We start from the raw sequence: 22,464 nt of genomic DNA on the forward strand, positions 1-22,464 counted from the left end.
GCCTGTCGACCATCCCGCGTTCATCGATTCGCGGGCATCTTTGCCGATACGGGCGACAGCGCCTGTGTGTTGTGCACCGGGTGCCGGGGGCAAGCGCCGACCCTTGCCGCGGAAAAAGTACCGCTGGGGCAATCTTCATCAAATTGTCACGCAACTGTGGCAGCGCGAATCATCCAGGTTCATCAGACTCGCGCTCCACTGGGGTTCTGCGTTTCGGTGTTTTTCATGCGGGTACGATTTCTTTCGACTGTTCTACTCTTGGCCGGGCTGTTGCTCGGCCCGCTGTGTTTTGCGGCCGCGCGCTGCGATGTCAATGTCCCGACCCAACGGGTCGACCTGCCGCAGGTGAGCCTGGCCTACCAGAGCATTGGGCGCACCTCCGACCCGGCGTTGCTTCTGGTCATGGGCCTGGGCGGGCAACTGATCCACTGGCCGGATGAGGTGGTGGTGGCCCTGTGTCAGCAAGGGTTTCGGGTGATCCGCTACGACAATCGCGATGTCGGCCTGTCCACTTGGCGCCAGGCCCCGGCCAGCGCCAACCTGACCTTCGAAGTGCTGCGCTACAAGCTCGGCCTGCCGGTGGCGGCGCCCTACACCCTGACCGACATGGCCGATGACGCCCTGGGCCTGATGGACGCCCTGCATATCGAGCAATTCCACGTGCTGGGGGCGAGCATGGGCGGGATGATCGCCCAGCACCTGGCAGCCATGGAGCCGCGGCGGGTCGAGAGCCTGACGCTGATCATGACCAGTTCCGGGGCCGAAGGTTTGCCGGCGCCGAACGCGGCGCTGGTGCAACTGCTTTCGCGGCGCAACGCACCGAGCCGGGAAGCGGCGCTGGAGCAGCAGGCCGACCTGCTGGCGGCCCTGGGCAGCCCGAAGGTCAGCGATGACCGCCAGGTCCTGTTGCAACAGGCGGCGGTGGCCTATGACCGGGCGTTCAACCCGGAAGGGGTCAAGCGCCAGATCATGGCGATTCTTGCCGAGCCGAGCCGGGTGGCATTGCTCAAGCAACTGCGGGTGCCGACCCTGGTGGTGCATGGCACCGCCGACCCGTTGCTGCCGGTGATGCACGGCGTGCACCTGGCGGCGCAGATCCAGGGCAGTCAGTTGAAGTTGATTCCGGGGCTGGCCCACCGGTTCCAGGAAGCCTTCAAGGCGCCGCTGCTGGCGGCGGTACTGCCATACCTGCAAACCCACCGGGAAGACACTTCCCACTGGGCGCAGATCGAGCCGCTCGATAGCAGCAACATCCTCTAGGGCAGCGCGGCAAGCCGGCTCTTGCGGTTGGGTGCAGGAGCCGGCTTGCCGGCGAATGAAGCGCCGCGGTTTCAGCGAACGATCTTGTCCACCTGGATGCCGAGTTTCTTCAGCCGGTACCAGAAGCTGCGCTCGGAAATACCGATCAACTGCGCCGCTGCCGCCTGGACACCGTTGCTCTGCTGCAGGGCGGCGAGAATGTAGGCCTTTTCCACTTCCGCCAGGGCCGCTTCCAGGTCGCTGGGCACTTGCGGGCCGACACTGATGGCTGCGCTGCTCTCTGTGCCCTGCGCCTGGGGGCCGAACAGATACCCTGGCAGGTCCTTTTCTTCGATGACCTGGCCGCTGGCGACGATGGTGGCCCGCTCCACGCAGTTCTGCAGTTCGCGGATATTCCCCGGCCAGGCGTAGCTGGCCATGGCCTGCAGGGCTTCGGGGCTGAAGCCGCTGATGCGCTTGCCGGCGGTGGCACCCAGGCTGTGGGCAAAGTGCCGGGCCAGCAGGGCGATGTCCTCGACCCGTTCGCGCAGTGCCGGCAAGGGGATCGGGAATACATTCAGGCGGTAGTACAGGTCTTCGCGAAATTCCTTGTTGGCCACCGCTTCCAGCAGGTTCTTGTTGGTGGCGGCGATCACCCGCACATCCACCTTGCGCTCCCGTGGATCGCCCACCGGCTCGATCACCCGCTCCTGCAGGGCACGCAGGATCTTGGCCTGCAGGGCCAGGGGCATGTCGCCGACTTCGTCGAGGAACAGGGTGCCCTTGTCGGCTTGCTGGAAACGTCCGACCCGGTCCGCCACGGCGCCGGTGAAGGCGCCCTTGCGGTGGCCGAACATCTCGCTTTCCAGCAGGCCCTCGGGAATGGCCGCACAATTGACCGCGACAAAGGGCTTGTCGGCCCGGTTGCCGTGCTTGTGGATGGCCCGGGCGACCATTTCCTTGCCGGTGCCGCTTTCCCCGGTCAGGAGGATGGTGGCGTTGCTTTCGCGCACCGAATCCACGGCTTGCAGCACCCGACGGAAGGCCGGGCTGTCGCCCACCAGGCTGTCGATCTGCTGATGCTCTGCGAGCTCGGCGCGCATGCGCTGGTTGTCTTTGAGGATGTCGCGAAACTGCAGGGCCTTGCTGACGGTGATGTCCAGTTCGTCGATGTCGAAGGGTTTGGCGATGTAGTCGTAGGCGCCGTTGCGCATGGACTGCACGGCATTCTTCACCGTGCTGTAGGCGGTCATCACGATCACCGGCAACTGCGGGTAGCGCTGCTTGATTTCCCCCAGCAACTGCGGCCCGTCCATGCCGGGCATGCGCCAGTCGCTGATCACCAGGTCGATGTCTTCCTGCTCCAGCACCTTGAGCGCGTGCAGGCCGTTGTCTGCGGTGAATACCTGGATGCCGTTCTGGCTCAGGGCCGAGGACAGCAGGTCGCAGAGTTTCGGCTCGTCATCGACCACCAGCAGGTTATGCGTCATCACTGTCCTCGTCGTCTTCTTCACCGTTGGCCGGAATGTACAGGCTGAAGGTGGCGCCAGCATCTTTTTCGCTGGTGCACTCGATATGGCCGTCATGGCTTTCCATGATCGAGAAGACTTTAGCCAATCCCAGGCCGGTGCCCGAGGCCTTGGTGGTGACGAATGGGGTGAAGATGCGTTCCAGCATGTCCGGCTCGATGCCCTGGCCGGTGTCGCTGACGCTGATGATGGTTTCGTCGTCGCGCTGGGAAATGCCCAGGGTCAGGCGGCCGCCGTCGGGCATGGCGTCGATGGCGTTGAGAATCAGGTTGAGGCAGGCCTGCTTGAGTTGCCGGGCATCGGCGTGGAGGGTCGCGCCGGGGGCCTGGTCGTCGATCCGCGCGTCGATGTTGTGGGTGGCCAGTTCCGGGGTGCAGAAGCCCAGCAATTCCTCCACCAGCGGGCGGGCCAGCTGGGTGGCGCGTATCGGCGCGCTGGGCTTGGCGAAATCGAGGAATTCGGTGATCAGGTCGTTGATCCGGCTGACCTCGCTGATCACGTATTCCAGGTGGCGCTTGTCGTTTTCCGGCAGGTTGGCCCGGCGGTGCAGCAACTGCGTGGCGGTCTTGATGATGCCCAGCGGGTTGCGGATCTCGTGGGCCAGGCCCATGGCCACTTCGCCCAGGGCATGCAGGCGGTCGCGGCGGCGCAACTGGGCTTCCAGATGCTGCAGTTCCCCCAGGCGCTCGGTCATGTGGTTGAAGGTGCTGCTCAGCTCCGCCAGTTCGTCGCCGCCGATCACCGGCACCCGTTGGCGGTAATCGCCGGCGATCACCGCCTGCACGCCCTTGGACAGGCCCCGCAGCGGTCGGGTCAGGCGCTGGGAAACCAGCCAGCCGACACACAGCGAGGCTGCCGAGCTGAGCAGGAAGATCAGGATGAACAGGTTGCTCTGGTTGACCAGGCCCACCAGGCTGCTATGGCGCAGCAGGCCGCTGAAGATCACCCCCACCAGGTCGCCGCTGTCGTTGAAGATCGGCCGGTACAGGCCGCTGTAGCGGCTGGTGAACTGCTCGGTGGGCTGGCGGGTGGCGCGCAGGATGTCTTCGATCTTGTGCGGCACCTGGGGCGGGTGGTCCTCGAAGCGCTGGGTGGCGAAGATTTCCGAGAAGTCATCGGCCTTGGCCAGGTACAGGCGCAGGTCCAGGGAATGCACGTCGGCCACGCTGGTGAGGAAGCTGGCGTCCAGGTAGGTGGCGATCAGCAACTGGTAGTCGACCCCGTCGAGCTGGGTCTGGAACGTCGAGACCACCGCCCCGGTGGCCACGCCGCCGACCTGGATGGTCTGCAGCACGGCATTGGAGGCGGTACTGATCTGCCCCACCACGTCATCGGCGGCAGTGGTGAACACCACCTTGTGATCGTTCTTGCGGATCAGCGCCACCACGTCGATGCCCATGGAATCGGCGATGTCGGCGGTGAGCTTGTCATGCTTGGCCGCATTGCGGTCCGTGGGCGGGCGCGTATAGCGCAGGAACAGCTGGGCGATCCGCGCGTTGTCATGGAGGATTTCGGTGATCTCGTCCTCGACGATCTTGGTGGACTCCTGCAGCCAGATCCGCACGTTGCTGTCGAAGATTTCCGACAGGGTAGTGGCCGCCAGTTCCGCGGCGATCATGGTGGGAATCACACTGACCAGCCAGAACGCCAGCACCAGCTTGCGTTGCAGGCTCCAGCGGGAAATGGCGAAGGGGCGAGGAGGGCGACGATCTTTTCTGGTCATGTACTTTCGCTTATTGCAGCAGCCATGGCGGGGTCGGAGCGATCCGGGCGGACAAAGCGTTTTATCAGTTTGAGCAGGGCATTGAGCAAGGGATTGCGATGCCGGAAAAACAACATGTTACCGGTGAACTGGCAACCCAGGCGCAACTTGCTGGCATAACCGGCCTGGCCGCACTCGTACAGGGGAATGCGTTGCTGAATACAGTAGTCGACGTTGGCCAGCCAACTGCGGAAATACAGATTGTGCTCACGGGTGACACTGAGGTCGTGGGCAAAGAACTTGTCGATCAGCCGATGCTGGTCGATGAGCACCAGGTTGAAGGCCACCAGTTGCTCGTCGACCCAGTACAGGACACAGGCCGCGCGTTCCCCCAACTGCTCGAGGATGCCGGTGAAGTAGCCTGCCGGCAGGCGTTCGAACTGCAGGTCGCTACGATTCAGGGTGGCCTCGTAGAGGCGCATGATGTCCGGCAGCACGTCGTCGATCTGGCGTCGCCATTCTATGCGTGGCGCCGGTGTCCGGAGTTTGCGGCGCAGGTCCTTGCGGGTGGATTTGCCCAGGGTGCCCAGGTAGGCGTCGATCGAGGCAAAGGGTACCGGCAGCAGCGCCGTGGGCAGGCTCGGCATGGCTTGCAGGCCCGCGGCCAGGCAACTGGCAGCCCATTGCCGGTCGTTGCTCGGCGCATCCTTGACCGCCATCAGGCCGATGCCGAAGCTGTCGGCATCGCGTCGCGCCAGTTGCAGCAACTGCTCCAGCAGCTCCTGGCGGCGTTGCGCAGGCACATGGCTGGCGGTGCCGGCATTGCACTGTTCGGCCACAGGCGAGCCTATGGCGTACAGGCGCAGCTCCAGGGCCCCAGGCCACTGGCGTGCCAGGCGTTCGGTTAAGCGCTTGGCCAGCCCGGAGACCGTAGTATCAAGCCGGTACTGGGTGGTGAAGGCCGGCGCCACTGCCACCAGGGTCGAACCCTCGTAGAGCGCCAGGTAGCGCCAGCGAAAATCGGCGATCGCGGCTTTTTCCACGGCCAGGTAATAGTCCCAATCCTCCAGGGCCCCTGGGAAACAGTCATTCCAGGCGCTGCGATCGATGGCCTGGATGGTTGAAAAGGCTTGGGCGGTTATCACGTCTCTTCCTTAAGTCACGCCAGCTGTCGGTAGTCTTCGCGCACCGCAGGTGCCACCACTCGCTGCTGGATGAAATCTGCGCTCAGCTCGATCACCCGCTGGTACTGCAGGTCCACGGTGATCATGTGATAGCAGTTGTCGAGGAGGATCTTGGTCACCGGGCCGCCGAGCTTGCGCTCCACGTAGTCGGCGTTCCAGGTACTGGTGATGTCGTCTTCGCTGGAGTGCAGCACCAGGGCCGGGGTCAGGATCGACGGCATGCGTTTCTTGACCACGGCGTTCATCCGGTGCAATTCGCGCACCGTCACGCCCTCCATGGTCAGGAGCCCGGCATTGCTGCTTTCACCGGCTTTCATCTGCTTCTCGACGATGGCCCGCAGGCGTTCGTTCTTGATGCCGTAGGGTGGCTTTTCCTCGAAGCGGCAGATGTGCACGCCAAAGGGGATCTTCATCAGCAACGGGGTGAGGAAGGCCAGTTTGTTGATGCTCCAGCCGTCGTACTTCAGGGTGGTGGAGTACATCAGCAGGCCGCTGATCCGTCCTGGATGCTCGGAGGCCAGGTACATGGACATCACCGCACCCATGGACAGGCCACCCACGAACACCTGCTCGTGGCGCTGCTGTACATCGGCGAAGGTCTTGCGCACGCCCTCGTACCAGTCCTGCCAGCCGGTGGCCTGCAGGTCGCTGTTGTCCCCGCAGTGCCCGGGCAGGGTCGGTACGTACACCGTGCACGTACCGTCCTTGGCCAGGCCCTGGGCCACCCGACGGAGTTCCGTCGGGGTGCCGGTCAGGCCGTGGATCAACAAGACCCCGACCGGACCCGTGCCGAGAACGAAGCCGGCGCTGCCTTCGCCCAGATCGATCTCAGCCTTGCTCATCGCTTCATGGCCCGATCCAGCAGGCGATCCAGCAGTGCGATGCCCAGGTCGATTTCCGCGTAGCTGATTTCCAGCGACGGGGCCAGGGTGATGACGTTCTTGTAGTAGCCGCCCACATCGAGGATCAGGCCCAGGCGCTGGCCGTTGATTTCGATGTCGCCCTTCATGCCTTCCTCGACCATGTAGTCCAGGGTCGCCTTGTCCGGGGTGAAGCCGTCGGTGGTGCAGATCTCGCAGCGCAGGGCCAGGCCCAGGCCGTCGACGTCGCCGATGATCGGGTAGCGCTTCTGCAGGTCCTGCAGGCCGGCCAGGAAGTACTTGCCTTTCTCCATGACCATCGCGCCGTAGTCGATCTCGCTGGTCATCTTGAACATTTCCAGGCCCACGGCGGTGCCCAGCGGGTTGGAGGCGAAGGTGGAGTGGGTCGAACCTGGCGGGAACACGCCCGGGTTGATCAGCTCTTCACGGGCCCAGATGCCGCCCAGCGGGTTGAGGCCGTTGGTCAGCGCCTTGCCGAACACGATCACGTCCGGCTTGACGTCGAAGTGCTCGATCGACCACAGCTTGCCGGTGCGGTAGAAGCCCATCTGGATCTCGTCGACCACCATCAGGATGCCGTGCTGGTCGAGCACGTGCTTGAGCTCGCTGTAGAAGTTCATCGGCGGGATCACGTAGCCGCCGGTGCCCTGGATCGGCTCGACATAGAAGGCGGCATATTCGCTCTGGCCGACCTTCGGGTCCCAGACGCCGTTGTATTCGGTTTCGAACAGGCGGGCGAACTGCTGCACGCAGTGGCTGCCGTACTCTTCCTTGGTCATGCCTTTGGGGCCGCGGAAGTGGTACGGGAATGGAATGAACTGCGCACGCTCGCCGAAGTGGCCGTAGCGGCGGCGGTAGCGGTAGCTGGAGGTGATCGACGAAGCGCCCAGGGTACGGCCGTGGTAGCCGCCTTCGAAGGCGAACATCAGGCTCTTGCCGTTGGTGGCGTTACGCACCACTTTCAGCGAGTCCTCCACCGACTGCGAACCGCCGACGTTGAAGTGCACGCGGCCGTCGAGGCCGAACTTCTTCTTGGCGTCGACCGCGATCATTTCCGACAGCTCGATCTTGCCTTTGTGCAGGTATTGGCTGGCGATCTGCGGCAGGGTGTCGATCTGTTGCTTGAGGGCGTTGTTCAGGCGTGGGTTGGCGTAGCCGAAGTTCACCGCCGAGTACCACATCTGCAGGTCGAGGTAGGCCTGGTCGCTGGTGTCCCAGACGTAGGAGCCTTCGCAGCGGCTGAAGATGCGCGGTGGTTCGATGTAGTGAACGGTATCGCCGTAGGAGCAGTACTTGGCTTCTTTTTCCAGAAGGATCTGGTCTTCTGCGGTAGCGATGCGGATATCAGACATGGTGGAAGAGTTCCTGGGTTTCAAGAGAGAAGTTGGTCGCGTTGGCGGCGTTATTCGGCAGCTTGGCCAGCAGCGCTGGCAGTTCGGCGAAGGAGTCGAACCGCGCATGGGGAATCTTGTTGCGTTCGCAGTAGTCGGCCAGGCGATCCTTGGCGAACACGAAGTCGGCGGTGGAAGCCACGCACATGTCCGACTGGCCGTCGCCGATCACCAGCACGCGCTTGCCCCGCGGGGTGGATTTGCACTTGCAGTTGCCGGAAGCGGCGCGGCAGGCGTCGCTGGCGTAGGGGAAGTCGATGCGCCAGCTGTTGTGGTCGACCTGGCGCAGGCGGTTGGCGAGGATCGGCAGCAGGGTCACGTAGTTGCGTGCCAGGATGCGGGCGATGCCCTGCTCGATGCCGTCGCTGACCACTTCGATGGAAGCGCCCAGGCCGATCACGTGATCGACGAAGTCGGGGAAGTCGGGGTCGATTTCGACACTGTCGAAGTAGCCCAGCAGTTCGGCGGGCGAAGCCTTGACCAGGGCCAGTTGGCGGCTGAGGCATTCTCGGGAGCCGATGTGACCGTCCAGCCATTCCTGCTCTATGCCTTCCCAGCTGGGGTCGGCGAAGCGTTGGAGAACGTTATCGATCACGTCGGCGCGGGAGATGGTCCCGTCGAAGTCACATACGATATGCCAGTGCATCATCTGCTGTTACCTGTTGAATAAGAGCGCTCTTTGCGCTTGTGGCAGGGGTAGAGCAGGGACTGTGCCAAGTGGCGAAAACCCAGCGGGGCTGGGGCCTTGGCGAGGAAGGAGGGGGATTTGTAGAGTTCTGGCTACAATTTTTGTAGGTCCCTACAAAGAACATCAGTGCTTGCGCCCAAGGGCCGCTCTGATGATTGATGCGCGCATGTTCAGACAAGGAAACTCATTCATGCCCAGGCTTTCATCCCCCGCCTTACTGGCCGGCCTGCTCTCCCTGACCCTCGCCAGTGGCGCCATGGCCGACTCCGGCATCACCGGTGAACTGGGCCTGGGCCTGGGCTACCAACCCCATGACCCCACAGGCAGCAGCTACGACACCGTGCCGCTGCCGTACATGGACCTGGATTGGGGAGATGTCAGCCTGAACGGTGACGATGGCCTGACCTGGGATGCCTTCAAGAGCAATGGCTTGAGTATCGGCCCCTACATCAATTACCTGCAGGGGCGTAATTCCGACGGTGCGCTGCGCGGCCTGCGGGATGTTCGCGACATGGCCGATATCGGCGCCTTCATCGAGTACGCCCCCGAGGACTTCTGGCGGCTGTTCGCCGCCGTGGGCCAGGCGGTGGGCGGTGCCGGGGGCCAGGGCGGGGTGCTGGGCAAGGTCGGGGGTGAAATCGGCTACCCGCTGGGCCTGGGCATCATTGGCAGCAACAACCTGACCCTGCACTTCGCCGATGGCCGCCAGAGCCAGACCTTCTTCGGCGTCGACGCCAAGGAGTCCCTCGCTTCCGGCATTGGCCAGTACAACGCCAGCGGTGGCATGCAGAACTTCACCCTGAGCCAGAATTTCCACTTCCCCCTGGGGGACAACTGGGCGCTGGTGGCCAGTGCCAGCTGGACGCGCCTGGTCAATTCCGCCGCCGACAGCACCATCGTCCGCGACAAGGGCGAGGTCAACCAGGGGCAGGTGCAGACCGCCATCAGCTACAAGTTCTGAGGGGCGCCGCCCAGGCCTGAGCACGGCCTGGGGCGGCAACAGCAAAAACTGGTCTGGCCTTTGCAATGGTCGCCATGAATTCAATTTCTCAGGAAGTTCTTCATGGCTCGACCTGCCTATCGTCTACTCGCCTATTCCCTCTGGGACCTGATCCCGATTGCCATGGCACTGGTACATTTCGCCTTTGTACTGTGGTTGGTACTGGATTTCCACGCCCTGTCCTGGTGGGTCATCGTCCCGGCAGCGCTGCTGTATTCAGTCAGCCTGTCGTGGAGCATCAACAGCATTTCCCATAACCAGATCCACAACGCCTATTTCACCCCCGGGTGGATGAACCGCGGCTTCGACCTGCTGCTCTCGGTGACCATAGGTTTTTCCCAGACCCTGTACCGCGACATCCACAACCGCCACCACCGGGGCAACTCCGACCTGCCGGACGCCAATGGCAAGACCGTCGACCCGCTCTCCATCTACCTGCATGGCAAGGATGGCCAGCCGGACAACCCCTGGGCCTACACCTTCCTGAGCTTTTTCCGCGACGACCCCAAGGAGATCTACCAGGAAATGCAGCGCAAACGGCCTGACGATGCACGTTGGGTAAAAGTGGAGATCGGCGTCACAGTGGCGTTCTATCTGGCCCTGGCGCTGTATGACTGGCATGCGGTGCTGGTGCTGCTGCCGTTCTGGTACCTGGGGCAGTCGCTGTCGTCGCTCAATGGCTACTACGAGCACCTGGGGGGCAACCCGGACCTGCCGATCGCCTGGGGCGTGAGCTCCTACAGCCCGCTGTACAACCTGATCTGGATGAACAACGGCTACCACGCCGAGCATCACTACCGGCCGAAGATGCACTGGACCAAGGTCAAGGCTTTCCACCGCGAGATCCGCGAGCAGCAACGGGCTGCCGGGGTGAAAGTGATTCCGGTGTCCCACGGCCTGGGTTTCCTGGTGTCCCACCGCAAGACCTAAACCCCGTGGCTGTAGGAGCTGGCTTGCCAGCGAAGGGGCCGGCAAGATCGCCTTCGCCAGCAAGCCGGCTCCTGCACAACATCCCTTCGCTGTAGCAAAGAGGCCCTCAGGCCTCTTCACCCTCCGCCAAGAGGGCAATCCCGCCGATGATCACAAAGACCCCGACCCAGTGCAGCAGGCTGATCTGCTCGCCCAGGCCCAGCCACGAGCCCAGCAGCACCACCACGAATACCAGGGAGCTCAAGGGGAAGGCCAGGGACAGGCTGCTGCGCCGCAGGATCAGCATCCACACGAAAAACGCGCCGATATAGCAGGCAATCGCCATCAGCACCCCGGGGTTGACCGCGACCGCCGCCAGCCACTGCAGGTTGAAATCCATCTGGCCCAGCTGGTCGCCGCCAACCTTGGTGGCGATCTGCCCGGCGCTTTCGAAACCGATCAGCAAGGCCCAGAGCACGATGGTGCCCAGGCGCTCGTGCAGCCAGCCGTGGGAGGTATTGGAACTCATGAAACGTCTCCTTCTATTCGTTGAATAAGGCTCAGGTACTGGCCACGCACACCAGCATCACCCCGGCGGTGATCACCAGCGTGCCCATCCAGCGCCGACGGCTGACGGTCTCGCCCAGCACCACCTTGCCCGCCAGTACCACGCCGCAATAGGCCAGGGCCGCCGCGGGGAACAGCAGGCTCAGGGGCGCCCGGGACAGGGCTTCGAGCCAGACGAAGAACTCGATGGCGTAGGCGCCGATGCCGCACCACAGCAAGGGCGCGTTGAACACCTGGCCCCAGAAAGCGTTCAGGCGAAAACCGCCTTCCAGCTCTGGCAGGCGGTCCAGGCCGAGCTTGAAACAGAGTTGGCCGACCACGTCCAGGACAATGGAAAAGGCCACCAGCAGAACAACGGTCAGGGTCACGGGAACAGCTCCTCGAACAGCGAGATCAGGGCTTCATTGGTCACTGAGTTGCGCAGCAGGTCGTCCTGGCTCCAGCGCTCGGCCGGAGGCTGGTCGGACTTGGCTTCCCAGCGTTTGAAGGCGTTGCTGAAGGCCGGCTGGGCGAACTCGCCGCAGACGTCGATGCCCAGGATCCGCTTGCGCGCGGCCAGGGTGCGCAGGGCCTGCAGCAGGTGGGTCAGGCGCATGCCGCCCTGGTCCCAGTTGGTGGCGGCGTCTTCGCTGGCCAGCACATCCTTGTCGATGGTGATCCAGATCGCCTCGGTGGGCAGGCTGTCGATCATCTGTTCGAGAAAGGCCTGCCAGTCCAGTTCCGCCAGGTTGCGCCAATGCAGGTGGTTTTCCTGCTGCTGGTGCCCGGCGCCGTCGCCGACCCGCCCCCAGACCTTGGACGGCGCGTGCTGCCAGGGGAACAGCTGCAGCTTGCCGTGCTTGAGGGCGGCGACATTACCGCCGCGCAGTTGTGGGTTGTGCAGGTCTTCGCTGCAGGGGCCAAGGGTGACGATGCGCTGGATGTGCGGCAGTTTCAGCGCCCGGTTGACCCAGGAGCCGCAATGCCGGCGCGGAGCCAGGCGTACCCAGTCCGGGTGGTTGTCGAAGTGGATCAGGCTCACCGGCTCTTGCAGGTCGCCGAGAAAGGCCGGGGTCAGGTGGTGATAGTCACCGGAGCCGACAAAGAAGATTTCCGGCTGCGGGCCGCTGTGGCGGGGCCGCTGGCGCAGGCGTTCGGTGAAGTGACGGTAGGTGCGCTCGGTGGACCACAGGCGCAGCTTGGGCCCCAGGTCCAGCAGGTCGAGACGCCGCGCCTGGCCGCTGTTCAGGCGTCGGATGATCGGCTCCTGGGCGGTCAGGCTGTGGTCGAGATCTAAGATGTTCAAGGTGTTTTTTACCCATGGCAGCGCCCTCCAGAAAACTGCGTGATCAGGCTGAAACGCAGGCTGGGCGGGCTTTGCCGGGTAAATGCAAGGGTCGGGCCAGGGTCGTTGCCGGGTTGCCGACGAAAGACCGCGGCGCAGGCTTCGCGAGCAAGCTCGCTCCTACGGGAATGGCAGGGCTCAGGCGTGCAGGCGCACCCAGACGCTGACCAGGATCGTCGCGGCGATCAGCCAGGCCACGGCGGCTACCGCCAGGGAAGCTTCCAGGCGCAGGCGATCGACCATCACATACAGGGTCGCCAGGTAGACGAAGTAGGGAATGATCGACCACATGCCGAACAGGATGGTGGTCTTCAGGTCATCGAGGGAGCGGCCCTTGCCGACGATGTAGTGGGCGATCAGGGCAAAGGTCGGGAACAGCGGCACCAGGCCGGCGATGTAGTAGTTCCGGGTCTTGGCCAGGGCCGCCAGAATCACCACCACCGCCGCGCCCAGGGCGGCCTTCAACAATAGATCCATGGTTACTCGCGCCTTGGGTTAGTGGCTCAGGCCGTACTTCTTGACCTTGTCGAACAGGGTGGTCTTGGCCATGCCCAGCTCCTGGCTGGCCTGGGTCAGGTTGCCGCCGCTGCGCTGCAAGGCATCGTTGAGCAGGTTGCGCTCGAAGGCTTCCACCGCCTCGGCAAAGCCCAGCCCCTGGGCGACACTGCTGCCGGGCTTCTTGAAGGCCGGCAGGCCGAGGGCAAAGCGTTCGGCGACGTTGCGCAACTCGCGCACGTTGCCCGGCCAGTCGTGGCTCATGAGGGTCGACAGGGTCTGGTTGTCCAGCTCCGGCACCGCGCGGTCAAAGCGCAGGGACGACTGCTGCAGGAAATGCTCGAACAACTGCAGGATGTCTTCGCGGCGTTCGCGCAGGGGCGGCAGTTCCAGGGTCACCACGTTGAGGCGGTAGTACAGGTCGCTGCGAAACTCCTTGGCCCGGCTCATTTCGTCCAGGTCCGATTTGGTGGCGGCGATCACCCGGCAATCCACGGCCACGCTCTGGTTGGAACCGAGGCGCTCCAGGGTACGCTCCTGCAACACGCGCAAGAGCTTGATCTGCAGGTTGATCGGCATGCTTTCCACTTCGTCGAGGAACAGCGTGCCCTGGTGGGCGTGCTCGATCTTGCCGATGCGCCGTTTGCCGGCGCCGGTGAAGGCGTTGGCCTCGTGGCCGAAGATCTCGCTTTCGAAGAGGTTCTCGGGCAGGCCGCCGCAGTTCAGGGCGACGAACTGCTGCTGGTGGCGCCGGCTGAAGTCGTGCAGGCAACGGGCGACCAGTTCCTTGCCGGTGCCGGTCTCGCCTTCGATCAGCACGTTGGCCGAGGTATCGGCAACGTTGGCGATCAGCTCCCGCAGGTTCTGCATGGCCGGCGAGCGGCCGATGATCCGCCCTTCCAGGGAACTGCGTTCGGCCAGCTGGCGGCGCAGCGAAGTTACTTCCCGGGCCAGGCCCCGTTGCTCCAGGGCGCGGCGGGCCACATCCACCAGGCGCTCGGGGGAGAAGGGTTTTTCCATGAAGTCGTAGGCGCCTTTCTGCATGGCGCCCACGGCCATGGAAATATCGCCGTGGCCAGTGATCAGCACCACCGGCAGGCTGCGGTCCCGGGCCTTGAGGCGGTTCAGCAGTTCCAGGCCATCGATGCCCGGCAGGCGAATATCGCTGACCACGATGCCGGGAAAGTTTTCACCGACCTGGGCCAGGGCTTCTTCGGCGCTGCCCACACCGATGCAGGGAATGTCTTCCAGGGCCAGGGCCTGTTGGCAACCCAGCAGGACATGGGGGTCGTCTTCGACGATCAGCACGGTCAGCTCGTTGTTCATATCGGCTCGGCTCGAGTGGGGCTTGCCAGGGGCAAGCTGAGGACAAAGGCGGTGCCGCCGCTTGCCGGGTGTTCCACCCCCAGGCTGCCGCCGGTGGCGGCGGCGAGGCTGGCGGACAGGGTCAGGCCGAGGCCCAGGCCCTGCTCGCCGGGTTTGGTGGTGAAGAAGGGTTCGAACAGGTGCTTGCGCGCTTCAAGATCGATGCCGTGGCCGTTGTCGCGCACCCGCAGGCGGTACTTGCCCTCGCTGAATTCGCCCTCCAGCCACAGTTGCGGCTCCGGTTGGGCCTGCATGGCATCCAGGGCATTGCCGATCAGGTTGACCAGGATCTGCTCCAGGCGGGTCTGGTCGATCTGCAGGGTCTGCTCGGTGAAGTCGCGGTGCAGTTGCAGGGGCAGGGGTTCGAGGCGCGCATTGAGCACTTGCAGGGCTGCGTCAACGGCCTTGTCCAGGCTGGCCTGGCCCTGGTCGTCGCCACGGCGGGCGAAGGAGCGCAGGCTGGCGGTGATGCGGCCCATGCGGTCGATCAGTTCATTGATGGTCTTGAGGTTGGCGCTGGCGGTGTCCAGGGCGCCGCGCTCGAGGAAGCGCACGGTGTTGCCGGACAAGGTACGCAAGGCCGCCAGGGGCTGGTTCAGCTCGTGGGCGATGCTGGTGGACATCTGGCCGATGGCCGCCAGCTTGCCGGCCTGGACCAGTTCGTCCTGGGCCCGGCGCAGGGTTTCCTCGGCCTGGCGGCGTTCGCGGATCTGGCCCTTGAGCCGTTCGTTGCTGGCCCGCAGGTCGGCGGTGCGTTCGGTGATCCGCCGTTCCAGCTGGCTGTTGGCTTCCTGCAGGGCTTCACGGGCGGCCAGGCGAGTGGCGATGACCTTGCGCCGTTCGTTCCAGGCGATCAGCAGAAAGGCCACCAGGGCAAAGGCCACCGCCACCAGGATGCCCTGGTTGATGGCTTCGCGGCGCAGGTCCTGCAACGGGGTGAGCAGGGTGAAGTTCCAGGGGGTATCGCTCAGGGGCCGGGTCTGGGACAGGTAGCTGATGGCTTTCTCGTCGGACACCAGCTCGGTGTTGGCCGGAAAGGTCAGCTTTTCCACGCCTTCGGCCAGGCGTTCCCGGGCCAGGGGTTCCAGTTCGTTGAGGGGGAACCAGTAGTATTGCAGGCTGCGGGCCAGGCGTTCCTTGGTGTCGTCGCTGAGCGGGCGGACCGACTTGAGGCGGCGCGCCGGGTCGCTGGACAGGATGATGATGCCGTTCTCGTCGCTGACGAAGGCTTCCAGGCGGGCACGCTGCCAGCGTTCCTCCAGGGCCTCCAGGCGTACCTTGACCACCGCCACGCCGATGATCTTGCCTTGTTCCTCCAGGCCATGGGCCAGGTAGTAGCCAGGTTCGCCGTTGGTGCTGCCGATGCCGTAGAAGCGCCCGGGCTGGCCGCGCACGGCGTTCTGGTAATAGGCCCGGAACGACAGGTCTTCGCCCAGGTAGCTGTCGACGTCACGCCAGTTGCTGGTGGCTACCACCCGGCCCGTGGTGTCCATGACATAGATGGCCCGGCTGCGGCTGCGGCGGTTCAGGCCTTCGAGGTATTGATTGACGGTTTGCCGGTGTTCCGGCGAAGGATCGCCCAGCAGCTGGGAAACACTGGATTCCAGTTCCAGCAGGCTTGGCAGATAGGTGTACTTGCTGATCTCACTTTCTACGGCGCGGGCATGCAGCTCCAGCTGGCGCTGGCCGTTTTCGCCGAGGGTGCGGATGCCGTTGTGCTCGCTGATCCAGAACCCGACGTAGCCCAGGCCGATCATCAGCAGGATGACCAGGGGCGGCAGGAACAGATGTCGGATCAGGCGGGGTTTCACGGCGAGTGATGGCGGCGCGGCGCGATAGAGAGTGGGGTCGCATTTCATCACAGATGCCTTGGGTCAACCACTGCGCAGTGTCTGTAGGAGCCGGCTTGCCGGCGACCAGGGCGGCACTGACGATAGGGGAGTCAGATACCGTCACGTCGCAGGCAAGCCGGCGCCTACAGGAACGCGGGTTTTAGTGCTGCAGGATCTTCTCGAGGAAGTGCTGCGCACGTTCGGAACGGGCGCTGATATCGCCGAAGAACTCTTCTTTCTGGCAGTCCTCGATGATCTGGCCCTTGTCCATGAAGATCACCCGGTTCGCCACTTTGCGGGCAAAGCCCATTTCGTGGGTCACGCACATCATGGTCATGCCTTCATGGGCCAGTTGCACCATGACGTCCAGCACTTCGTTGACCATTTCCGGGTCCAGGGCCGAGGTCGGTTCGTCGAACAGCATGACGATCGGGTCCATGGCCAGGGCGCGGGCGATGGCCACACGTTGTTGCTGGCCACCGGAGAGTTGCCCCGGGTGCTTGTGGGCGTGGGCGGCGAGGCCGACGCGGTCCAGCAGTTGCAGGCCTTTCTTGGTGGCCTCTTCCTTGCTGCGGCCCAGCACCTTGATCTGCGCGATGGTCAGGTTCTCGGTGATGGTCAGGTGCGGGAACAGCTCGAAATGCTGGAACACCATGCCCACGCGGGAACGCAGTTTCGGCAGGTTGGTCTTGGGGTCGGCGATGGAAGTGCCGTCCACCACGATGTCGCCTTTCTGGAAGGGTTCCAGGGCGTTGACGCACTTGATCAGGGTCGACTTGCCGGAGCCGGACGGCCCGCAGACCACCACCACTTCACCTTTCTTGACCTCGGTGCTGCAATCGGTCAGCACCTGGAAGTCCCCATACCACTTGTTGATGTTCTTGATAGAGATCATACGGCGAACCTTTTTTGCAGACGCTTGACCAGCAGCGAGGCGGCAAAGCTGATTGTGAAATAGACCAGACCAGCGATGATCAGGAATTCATTGGAGCGGCCGATGATGTCGCCGCTGGACCGCGAGGCGTTGAGGAAATCCACCAGGCCCACGGTGTACACCAGGGAGGTGTCCTGGAACAGGATGATGCTCTGCTGCAGCAGCAGCGGGGTCATCTTGCGGAACGCCTGGGGCAGGATGATCAGGCGCATGGTCTGGCCATAGCTCATGCCCAGTGCCTGGGCGGCGCCCATCTGGCCCTTGGGGATCGACTGCACGCCGGCACGGACGATTTCGCAGAAGTACGCCGCTTCGAACATCATGAAGGCCACGATGCACGAGGTGAATGCGCCGATCGGGGTGTCTTCGCCGGTGATCCAGCGCAGCACGAAAGGCACCGCCAGGTAGAACCAGGTGATCACCAGCAGCAGCGGGATCGAGCGGAAGTAGTTGACGTAGGCGCCCGCCAGGTTCGACAGCAGCTTGTTGTGAGACAAGCGCATCAAGGCCAGCAAGGTACCGAGGATGATCCCGCCGACCACACCCATGACCATCAGCTTGAGGGTCATCAGCATGCCGTTCCACAGGCCGGGAATGGCCGGGATGATGCCCGAGAAGTCGAATTCCATTATTTACCTCCCACGGAGATCAGGCCGGGGACCGAAACTTTCTTCTCCACCAGGCGCATCAGCAGCATCAGGCTCATGTTCAGGGTGAAGTAGATCAGGGTAGCCAGGGTGAAGGCTTCGAACAGGTTGGCCGAGAACTCGGCGGTCTGCTTGGTCTGGGCCAGCAATTCCATCAAGCCGATCAGCGACGCCACGGAGGAGTTCTTGAATACGTTGAGGAATTCCGAGGTGAGCGGCGGAATGATGATCCGGTAGGCCTGGGGCAGCAGCACGTTCCAGTAGATCTGCGGCAGCGAGAAGCCCATGGCGCGTGCGGCGGATTCCTGGCCACGGGGCAGGGCCTGGATACCGGTACGTACCTGTTCGCAAACCCGTGCGGCGGTGAACAGGCCCAGGCACACGACAACGCTCAGGTAGGCCGAGGTGGTCGGGTTGAGGTCCTGCTTGTACCACTCCTGGAGGTTCTCCGGCAGCAGGTCCGGCACCAGGAAGTACCAGATGAACAGCTGCACCAGCAGCGGCACGTTGCGGAAGATCTCCACGTACACGGTGGCGATGCCCGACACCAGGCGGTTCGGCACGGTGCGCATGACGCCCAGGATCGAGCCCAGCAGCAGCGCGATGATCCAGGCCACCACGGCGATGGCGATGGTCCAGCCCAGGCCGGAGATGAACCAGTCGAGATAGGTCTCGCTGCCCACACCGGTGGACTTGAAGAACACGCCCCAGTCCCAGTTGTAATTCATTAGGGTTACCCCTCAGATCGTTCGATGTACAAGCACCCGCCTGGGGACGTCCGTTCCCGCCTGATCATGACGATCAGGCACACACGATCGGCTCGACAACCACCGGTTCGAGTGTTTCCAAAAAATGCCAGCAGGTAGTGACAGACTCCTGAAAGGGCAGGGCCCCTTCAGGAGATAAGGTTAGTCAGGAATCAGGACTTTTTGTCGTCAGCCGCTTTGTCGGTCGGGTTGGCGATCAAGGCCTTGAGCTCATCGCTCATCGGGAACATCAGGTTCAGGCCTTTTGGCGGGATCGGCGACTGGAACCACTTGTCGTAGATCTTGTTGATTTCGCCCGATTTGTAGGTGGCGACGATGGCGTCATCCACGGCTTTCTTGAACGGGGCATCGCCCTTGCGCACCATGCAGCCGTAGATTTCGTAGGACTGAGGGGTACCGGTCACGGCCCAGTCGGTCGGTTTCTTGGCCTTGGCCATTTCACCGGCCAGCAGTGCGTCGTCCATCATGAAGGCTACGGCGCGGCCCGATTCCAGCATCTGGAACGACTCACCGTGGTCCTTGGCGGAGATCACGTTCATGCCCATCTGCTTGTCGGCGTTCATGGCCTTGAGGATGCGCTCGGAAGTGGTACCGGCTGTGGTTACCACGTTCTTGCCTTTCAGGTCCGCGAAGTCCTTGTAGGAAGAGTCCTTCTTGGACAGCAGACGGGTGCCGATCTCGAAGATGCCAACGGAGAAGTCGACTTGTTGCTGACGCTCGACGTTGTTGGTGGTGGAGCCGCACTCGACGTCCACGGTGCCGTTCTGCACCAGCGGGATGCGGGTCTGGGAGGTGACCAGGTTGTACTTGACCTTCAGGTCAGGCATGTCGAGGTCTTTCTTGATCGCTTCGACGATTTTCAGCTGGATGTCGTGGGAGTAACCCACTGGCACGCCGGAAGCGTCAGCGATGTAGGAAAACGGAATGGAAGCGTCGCGATGTCCGAGGGTGATGGTGCCGGACTCTTTGATTTTCTTCAGTGTGCCGGTGAGCTCGGCAGCGAAAACTGGAGTGCTAATCAGAGCGGCAGCGATAGCTGCGCCCAACAGATGGGGAACGATGCGCATCAATATTTCCTCGACATTTGTTTTTTTTATGAAGCCAGTTCGACGGCTCTTTTATACAGCGAATGCCTTGACGGCTCCTGTTGTGTTGGCACGACAGGCATTCGTCGCACAGTGTAGAGCATGAGTCGTGCCAGACCCATTGATCATCGTCAAACCCTTGATTTTCAAGCCTATAGAATATTTATGACCTGGGGATTTCAGCGGCTGTATCCGGTTATCCGAACCCCTGCGGCTTCGCCATTCGGAAAACCGAACGTGCCCCTGCCATTGTAGGAGCCGGCTTGCCGGCGAAACGTTCAATCCTGCGGGCCCACAAAAAAGCCCCTGGACCTTCCGGTGCAGGGGCTTTGCTTGCCTATGTGGCTCAGGCAGCCTTGATCTTGCCGCGATTGTGTTCGACTTTCTGCAGATAATCCTGCAGTTGCTGCTGCTGCGCCTCGGTGGTGAACAGCCCGAGCTTGCTCCGGCGCCAGAGAATGTCCTGGGCTTTCACTGCCCATTCCTCGCTGCACAGGTAATCCACTTCGCGGGTATAGAGGCCGCCGCCCAGGTGTTCGCCCAGGTCGCTGAGGCTGTGCACGCCTTCCAGCAGGCGCCAGGTACGGCTGCCGTAGCTGGTGGCCCAGCGCTGGGCGATCTGGCTGGGTACCCAGTCGAACTTCTTGCGGATGGCTTCTGCCAGTGCCTGTGGCGTGCTCATGTTCTCGCCACCGGGCAGGGTGGCCTGGGCTGTCCAGCTCGGCTTGGCCTGCTTGAAGTACGGCGCCAGCTGCGCCATCGCCGATTCCGCGAGTTTGCGGTAGGTGGTCAGCTTGCCGCCGAACACCGACAGCAGGGGGGCTTCCTCGCCATGGCCGGAAAGGGCCAGGGTGTAGTCGCGGGTCACGGCCGAAGGGTTGTCGGATTCGTCATTGCACAGCGGGCGAACGCCGGAATAGCTGTGCAGGATATCGCTGCGGCTCAGCTGTTTCTTGAAGTGCGCATTGACCACTTGCAGCAGGTAATCGGTTTCACCTTCAGTGATCGCCACCTTGGCCGGGTCACCGGTGTATTCGCGGTCGGTGGTACCGATCAGGGTGAACTGGTTGAGGTAGGGAATGGTGAAGACTATGCGCTGGTCTTCGTTCTGCAGGATGTGCGCGTGCTCGCCCTCGTACAGCTTGGGCACGATCAGGTGGCTGCCCTGGATCAGGCGGATACCGTACGGCGACTCCAGCTTGAGGTCGTCCTTGATGAACTTGGCGACCCAGGGGCCCGCGGCGTTCACCAGGGCCTTGGCGCTGATGGAGAACAGGCTGCCATCGGCGCGCTCCAGCTCCAGTTGCCACAGGCCCTTGCTGCGGCGGGCGCTGATGCAGCGGGTCTGGGTATGAACGTGGGCGCCGTGTTCGCGGGCGGCCATGGCATTGAGCACCACCAGGCGCGCATCGTCGACCCAGCAATCGGAGTATTCGAAGCCCTTGGTGATTTCGGCTTTCAGGGCGCTGTCGGCACCGAACTTCAGGCTGCGCGAGCCGGCGAGTTTTTCCCGCTTGCCCAGGTGGTCATACAGGAACAGGCCGGCGCGAATCATCCAGGCCGGGCGCAGGTGCGGCCGGTGCGGCAGGACGAAACGCATGGGCTTGACGATATGCGGGGCCTTGGCCAGCAGCACTTCGCGTTCGGCCAGGGCTTCGCGCACCAGGCGGAACTCGTAATGTTCGAGGTAGCGCAGGCCGCCGTGGATCAGCTTGCTGCTGGCCGAGGAGGTATGGCTGGCCAGGTCGTCCTTTTCGCAAAGGAACACGGACAGGCCGCGACCTGCCGCATCGGCGGCAATTCCAACACCATTGATCCCACCGCCAATGACGGCGATATCGTAAACCTCGGAAAGAGGGCGCGCGGGCAAGGTAGAAGTGGGCATCGACAGGCCTCGTGTTACTTTGATATTTGAATTCGAACATTAATGTTCATTTTCGAAAATACTAGCGCATAAAGATGCACGCATCCAGCGTGCTTCGATTGAAAAAACTGATCGAAGCAGCGCTAAAGGAAAGTTTTCGAACATTGTCGACGGGTAACTGTAGCCGCTGCTGTTGCCTTGGGCTGGATGGCGGGATCGGCCGCGGCGATTTCGAAAGCGATGAAGCGTCGAGGCTCGTCGTTCGAGCGCGGCCGGATCCGCAGGAGGGAGAGCAGTCAGACCACTTCGAGGCGGATCTTGTGCTGGTTGAGCAGTTGGGTCAGGGCCGGTACCGGTTGCTGGTCGGTGACCAGGCAATCGATCAGGCTGATGGGCCCCAGGCGGATCATGGCGTTGCGCCCGAACTTGCTGGAGTCGGCAGCCAGGATCACCTGCCGGGCATTGGCGATGATCGCCTGGGATACCCGCACTTCCTGGTAGTCGAAGTCCAGCAGGCTGCCGTCCTCGTCGATGCCACTGATGCCCACCAGGGCGAAGTCGACCTTGAACTGGTTGATGAAGTCGACACTGGCCTGGCCTACCACGCCGCCGTCACGGCGCACATTGCCGCCGGTGAGCAGTACGTCGAAATCATCCTTGGCGCTGAGCATCGAGGCCACGTGCAGGTTGTTGGTGATGATCTTCAGGTGGCTGTGATTGAGCAGGGCCCGGGCGATGGATTCGGTGGTGGTGCCGATATTGATGAACAGCGAGGCGTGATCGGGGATCTGCGCGGCAACGGCTTCGCCGATGCGCTGCTTTTCGTCGCGCATCTGGTCGGCGCGCATGGCGTAGGCGGTGTTTTCTACGCTGGAGTCATAGGCTGCGCCACCGTGGTAGCGGCGCAGCAGATTGGCTTCCGCCAGCTGGTTGATATCGCGGCGGATGGTTTGCGGGGTTACGACGAACAGCTGGGCCAATTCCTCGATGCTGACGTAGCCGCGTTCGCGAACCAGATCGAGGATTTGCTGCTGACGGGGAGGCAGATTCATGGGGCTTCC

Annotated in this window: 21 protein-coding genes; 3 read left to right on the forward strand and 18 right to left on the reverse strand. The window is 63.0% G+C overall.

Features of this window, described 5'->3' with window-relative positions:
• Positions 1-225: 225 nt before the first annotated feature.
• Positions 226-1,260: an alpha/beta fold hydrolase gene (locus F6S12_RS03195; protein WP_015636833.1), complete on the forward strand. Its 1,035-nt coding sequence runs from the start codon at positions 226-228 to the stop codon at positions 1,258-1,260.
• Between the two features lie 71 nt (positions 1,261-1,331).
• On the opposite strand, the gene F6S12_RS03200 is transcribed toward F6S12_RS03195, so the two are convergent.
• From F6S12_RS03200 to F6S12_RS03225, 6 genes are read right to left on the reverse strand one after another with little or no spacing between them, the layout of a single operon-like run.
• On the reverse strand, positions 1,332-2,729 hold the full coding sequence (locus tag F6S12_RS03200) for a sigma-54-dependent transcriptional regulator (protein ID WP_161466606.1): 1,398 nt from the start codon (positions 2,727-2,729) through the stop codon (positions 1,332-1,334).
• Positions 2,719-4,491, reverse strand: a complete 1,773-nt coding sequence (locus F6S12_RS03205; protein WP_011063141.1) for a sensor histidine kinase — start codon at positions 4,489-4,491, stop codon at positions 2,719-2,721. The genes F6S12_RS03200 and F6S12_RS03205 overlap by 11 nt, the downstream gene beginning before the upstream one ends.
• Complete coding sequence (locus tag F6S12_RS03210) at positions 4,488-5,615, reverse strand: GNAT family N-acetyltransferase (protein ID WP_236203293.1); 1,128 nt, start codon at positions 5,613-5,615, stop codon at positions 4,488-4,490. The genes F6S12_RS03205 and F6S12_RS03210 overlap by 4 nt, the downstream gene beginning before the upstream one ends.
• Before the next feature lie 14 nt (positions 5,616-5,629).
• The gene (locus tag F6S12_RS03215; protein WP_041119697.1) at positions 5,630-6,496 is read right to left on the reverse strand and encodes an alpha/beta hydrolase; all 867 of its coding nucleotides are present in this window, start codon (positions 6,494-6,496) and stop codon (positions 5,630-5,632) included.
• The gene (locus tag F6S12_RS03220) at positions 6,493-7,887 is read right to left on the reverse strand and encodes an aspartate aminotransferase family protein (protein WP_011063138.1); all 1,395 of its coding nucleotides are present in this window, start codon (positions 7,885-7,887) and stop codon (positions 6,493-6,495) included. The genes F6S12_RS03215 and F6S12_RS03220 overlap by 4 nt, the downstream gene beginning before the upstream one ends.
• Positions 7,880-8,575 carry an HAD-IB family phosphatase gene (locus F6S12_RS03225; RefSeq protein ID WP_011063137.1) on the reverse strand — a complete coding sequence of 232 codons (696 nt, stop codon included), beginning with the start codon at positions 8,573-8,575 and terminating at the stop codon, positions 7,880-7,882. The genes F6S12_RS03220 and F6S12_RS03225 overlap by 8 nt, the downstream gene beginning before the upstream one ends.
• A 190-nt stretch (positions 8,576-8,765) precedes the next feature.
• On the opposite strand from F6S12_RS03225, the gene F6S12_RS03230 reads away from it, so the two are divergent.
• Together F6S12_RS03230 and F6S12_RS03235 are read left to right on the forward strand one after the other, a co-directional pair.
• Positions 8,766-9,575, forward strand: coding sequence for a MipA/OmpV family protein (locus F6S12_RS03230; protein WP_015636829.1), 810 nt, complete (start codon positions 8,766-8,768; stop codon positions 9,573-9,575).
• 102 nt (positions 9,576-9,677) lie between these two features.
• Positions 9,678-10,544: a fatty acid desaturase family protein gene (locus F6S12_RS03235; protein WP_015636828.1), complete on the forward strand. Its 867-nt coding sequence runs from the start codon at positions 9,678-9,680 to the stop codon at positions 10,542-10,544.
• A gap of 106 nt (positions 10,545-10,650) precedes the next feature.
• Here the strand turns inward: F6S12_RS03235 and F6S12_RS03240 are convergent, their stop codons facing one another.
• From F6S12_RS03240 to F6S12_RS03295, 12 genes are all read right to left on the reverse strand, one after another.
• Positions 10,651-11,052 (reverse strand): EamA family transporter, encoded by a 402-nt coding sequence (locus F6S12_RS03240; protein ID WP_011063134.1) that lies wholly within the window; start codon positions 11,050-11,052, stop codon positions 10,651-10,653.
• 31 nt (positions 11,053-11,083) lie between these two features.
• Positions 11,084-11,458: a hypothetical protein gene (locus tag F6S12_RS03245; protein ID WP_015636827.1), complete on the reverse strand. Its 375-nt coding sequence runs from the start codon at positions 11,456-11,458 to the stop codon at positions 11,084-11,086.
• Positions 11,455-12,375, reverse strand: a complete 921-nt coding sequence (locus F6S12_RS03250; protein WP_011063132.1) for an arginase family protein — start codon at positions 12,373-12,375, stop codon at positions 11,455-11,457. Before F6S12_RS03250 ends, F6S12_RS03245 begins: the two co-directional genes overlap by 4 nt.
• Positions 12,376-12,552: 177 nt before the next feature.
• Positions 12,553-12,882: a GlpM family protein gene (locus F6S12_RS03255; protein ID WP_169892259.1), complete on the reverse strand. Its 330-nt coding sequence runs from the start codon at positions 12,880-12,882 to the stop codon at positions 12,553-12,555.
• Positions 12,883-12,909: 27 nt separating this feature from the next.
• Complete coding sequence (locus tag F6S12_RS03260; protein ID WP_011063130.1) at positions 12,910-14,235, reverse strand: sigma-54-dependent transcriptional regulator; 1,326 nt, start codon at positions 14,233-14,235, stop codon at positions 12,910-12,912.
• On the reverse strand, positions 14,232-16,133 hold the full coding sequence (locus F6S12_RS03265; protein WP_065365275.1) for a sensor histidine kinase: 1,902 nt from the start codon (positions 16,131-16,133) through the stop codon (positions 14,232-14,234). The genes F6S12_RS03260 and F6S12_RS03265 overlap by 4 nt, the downstream gene beginning before the upstream one ends.
• Before the next feature lie 133 nt (positions 16,134-16,266).
• The gene (locus tag F6S12_RS03270) at positions 16,267-17,001 is read right to left on the reverse strand and encodes an amino acid ABC transporter ATP-binding protein (RefSeq protein WP_011063128.1); all 735 of its coding nucleotides are present in this window, start codon (positions 16,999-17,001) and stop codon (positions 16,267-16,269) included.
• Positions 16,998-17,669, reverse strand: coding sequence for an amino acid ABC transporter permease (locus F6S12_RS03275; protein ID WP_011063127.1), 672 nt, complete (start codon positions 17,667-17,669; stop codon positions 16,998-17,000). The genes F6S12_RS03270 and F6S12_RS03275 overlap by 4 nt, the downstream gene beginning before the upstream one ends.
• Positions 17,669-18,415 (reverse strand): amino acid ABC transporter permease, encoded by a 747-nt coding sequence (locus F6S12_RS03280; protein ID WP_011063126.1) that lies wholly within the window; start codon positions 18,413-18,415, stop codon positions 17,669-17,671. Before F6S12_RS03280 ends, F6S12_RS03275 begins: the two co-directional genes overlap by 1 nt.
• Positions 18,416-18,606: 191 nt before the next feature.
• Positions 18,607-19,521 carry a glutamate/aspartate ABC transporter substrate-binding protein gene (locus F6S12_RS03285; RefSeq protein WP_011063125.1) on the reverse strand — a complete coding sequence of 305 codons (915 nt, stop codon included), beginning with the start codon at positions 19,519-19,521 and terminating at the stop codon, positions 18,607-18,609.
• A gap of 364 nt (positions 19,522-19,885) precedes the next feature.
• A complete protein-coding gene (gene glpD / locus F6S12_RS03290; RefSeq protein ID WP_015636824.1) occupies positions 19,886-21,424 on the reverse strand; it encodes a glycerol-3-phosphate dehydrogenase in 1,539 nt (512 codons plus the stop codon).
• Positions 21,425-21,699: 275 nt separating this feature from the next.
• The gene (locus tag F6S12_RS03295) at positions 21,700-22,455 is read right to left on the reverse strand and encodes a DeoR/GlpR family transcriptional regulator (protein ID WP_011063123.1); all 756 of its coding nucleotides are present in this window, start codon (positions 22,453-22,455) and stop codon (positions 21,700-21,702) included.
• Between the last annotated feature and the right edge of the window lie 9 nt (positions 22,456-22,464).

This window comes from Pseudomonas sp. JV245A, assembly GCF_032424515.1.
GTDB classification, from domain to species: Bacteria; Pseudomonadota; Gammaproteobacteria; order Pseudomonadales; family Pseudomonadaceae; genus Aquipseudomonas; species Aquipseudomonas protegens.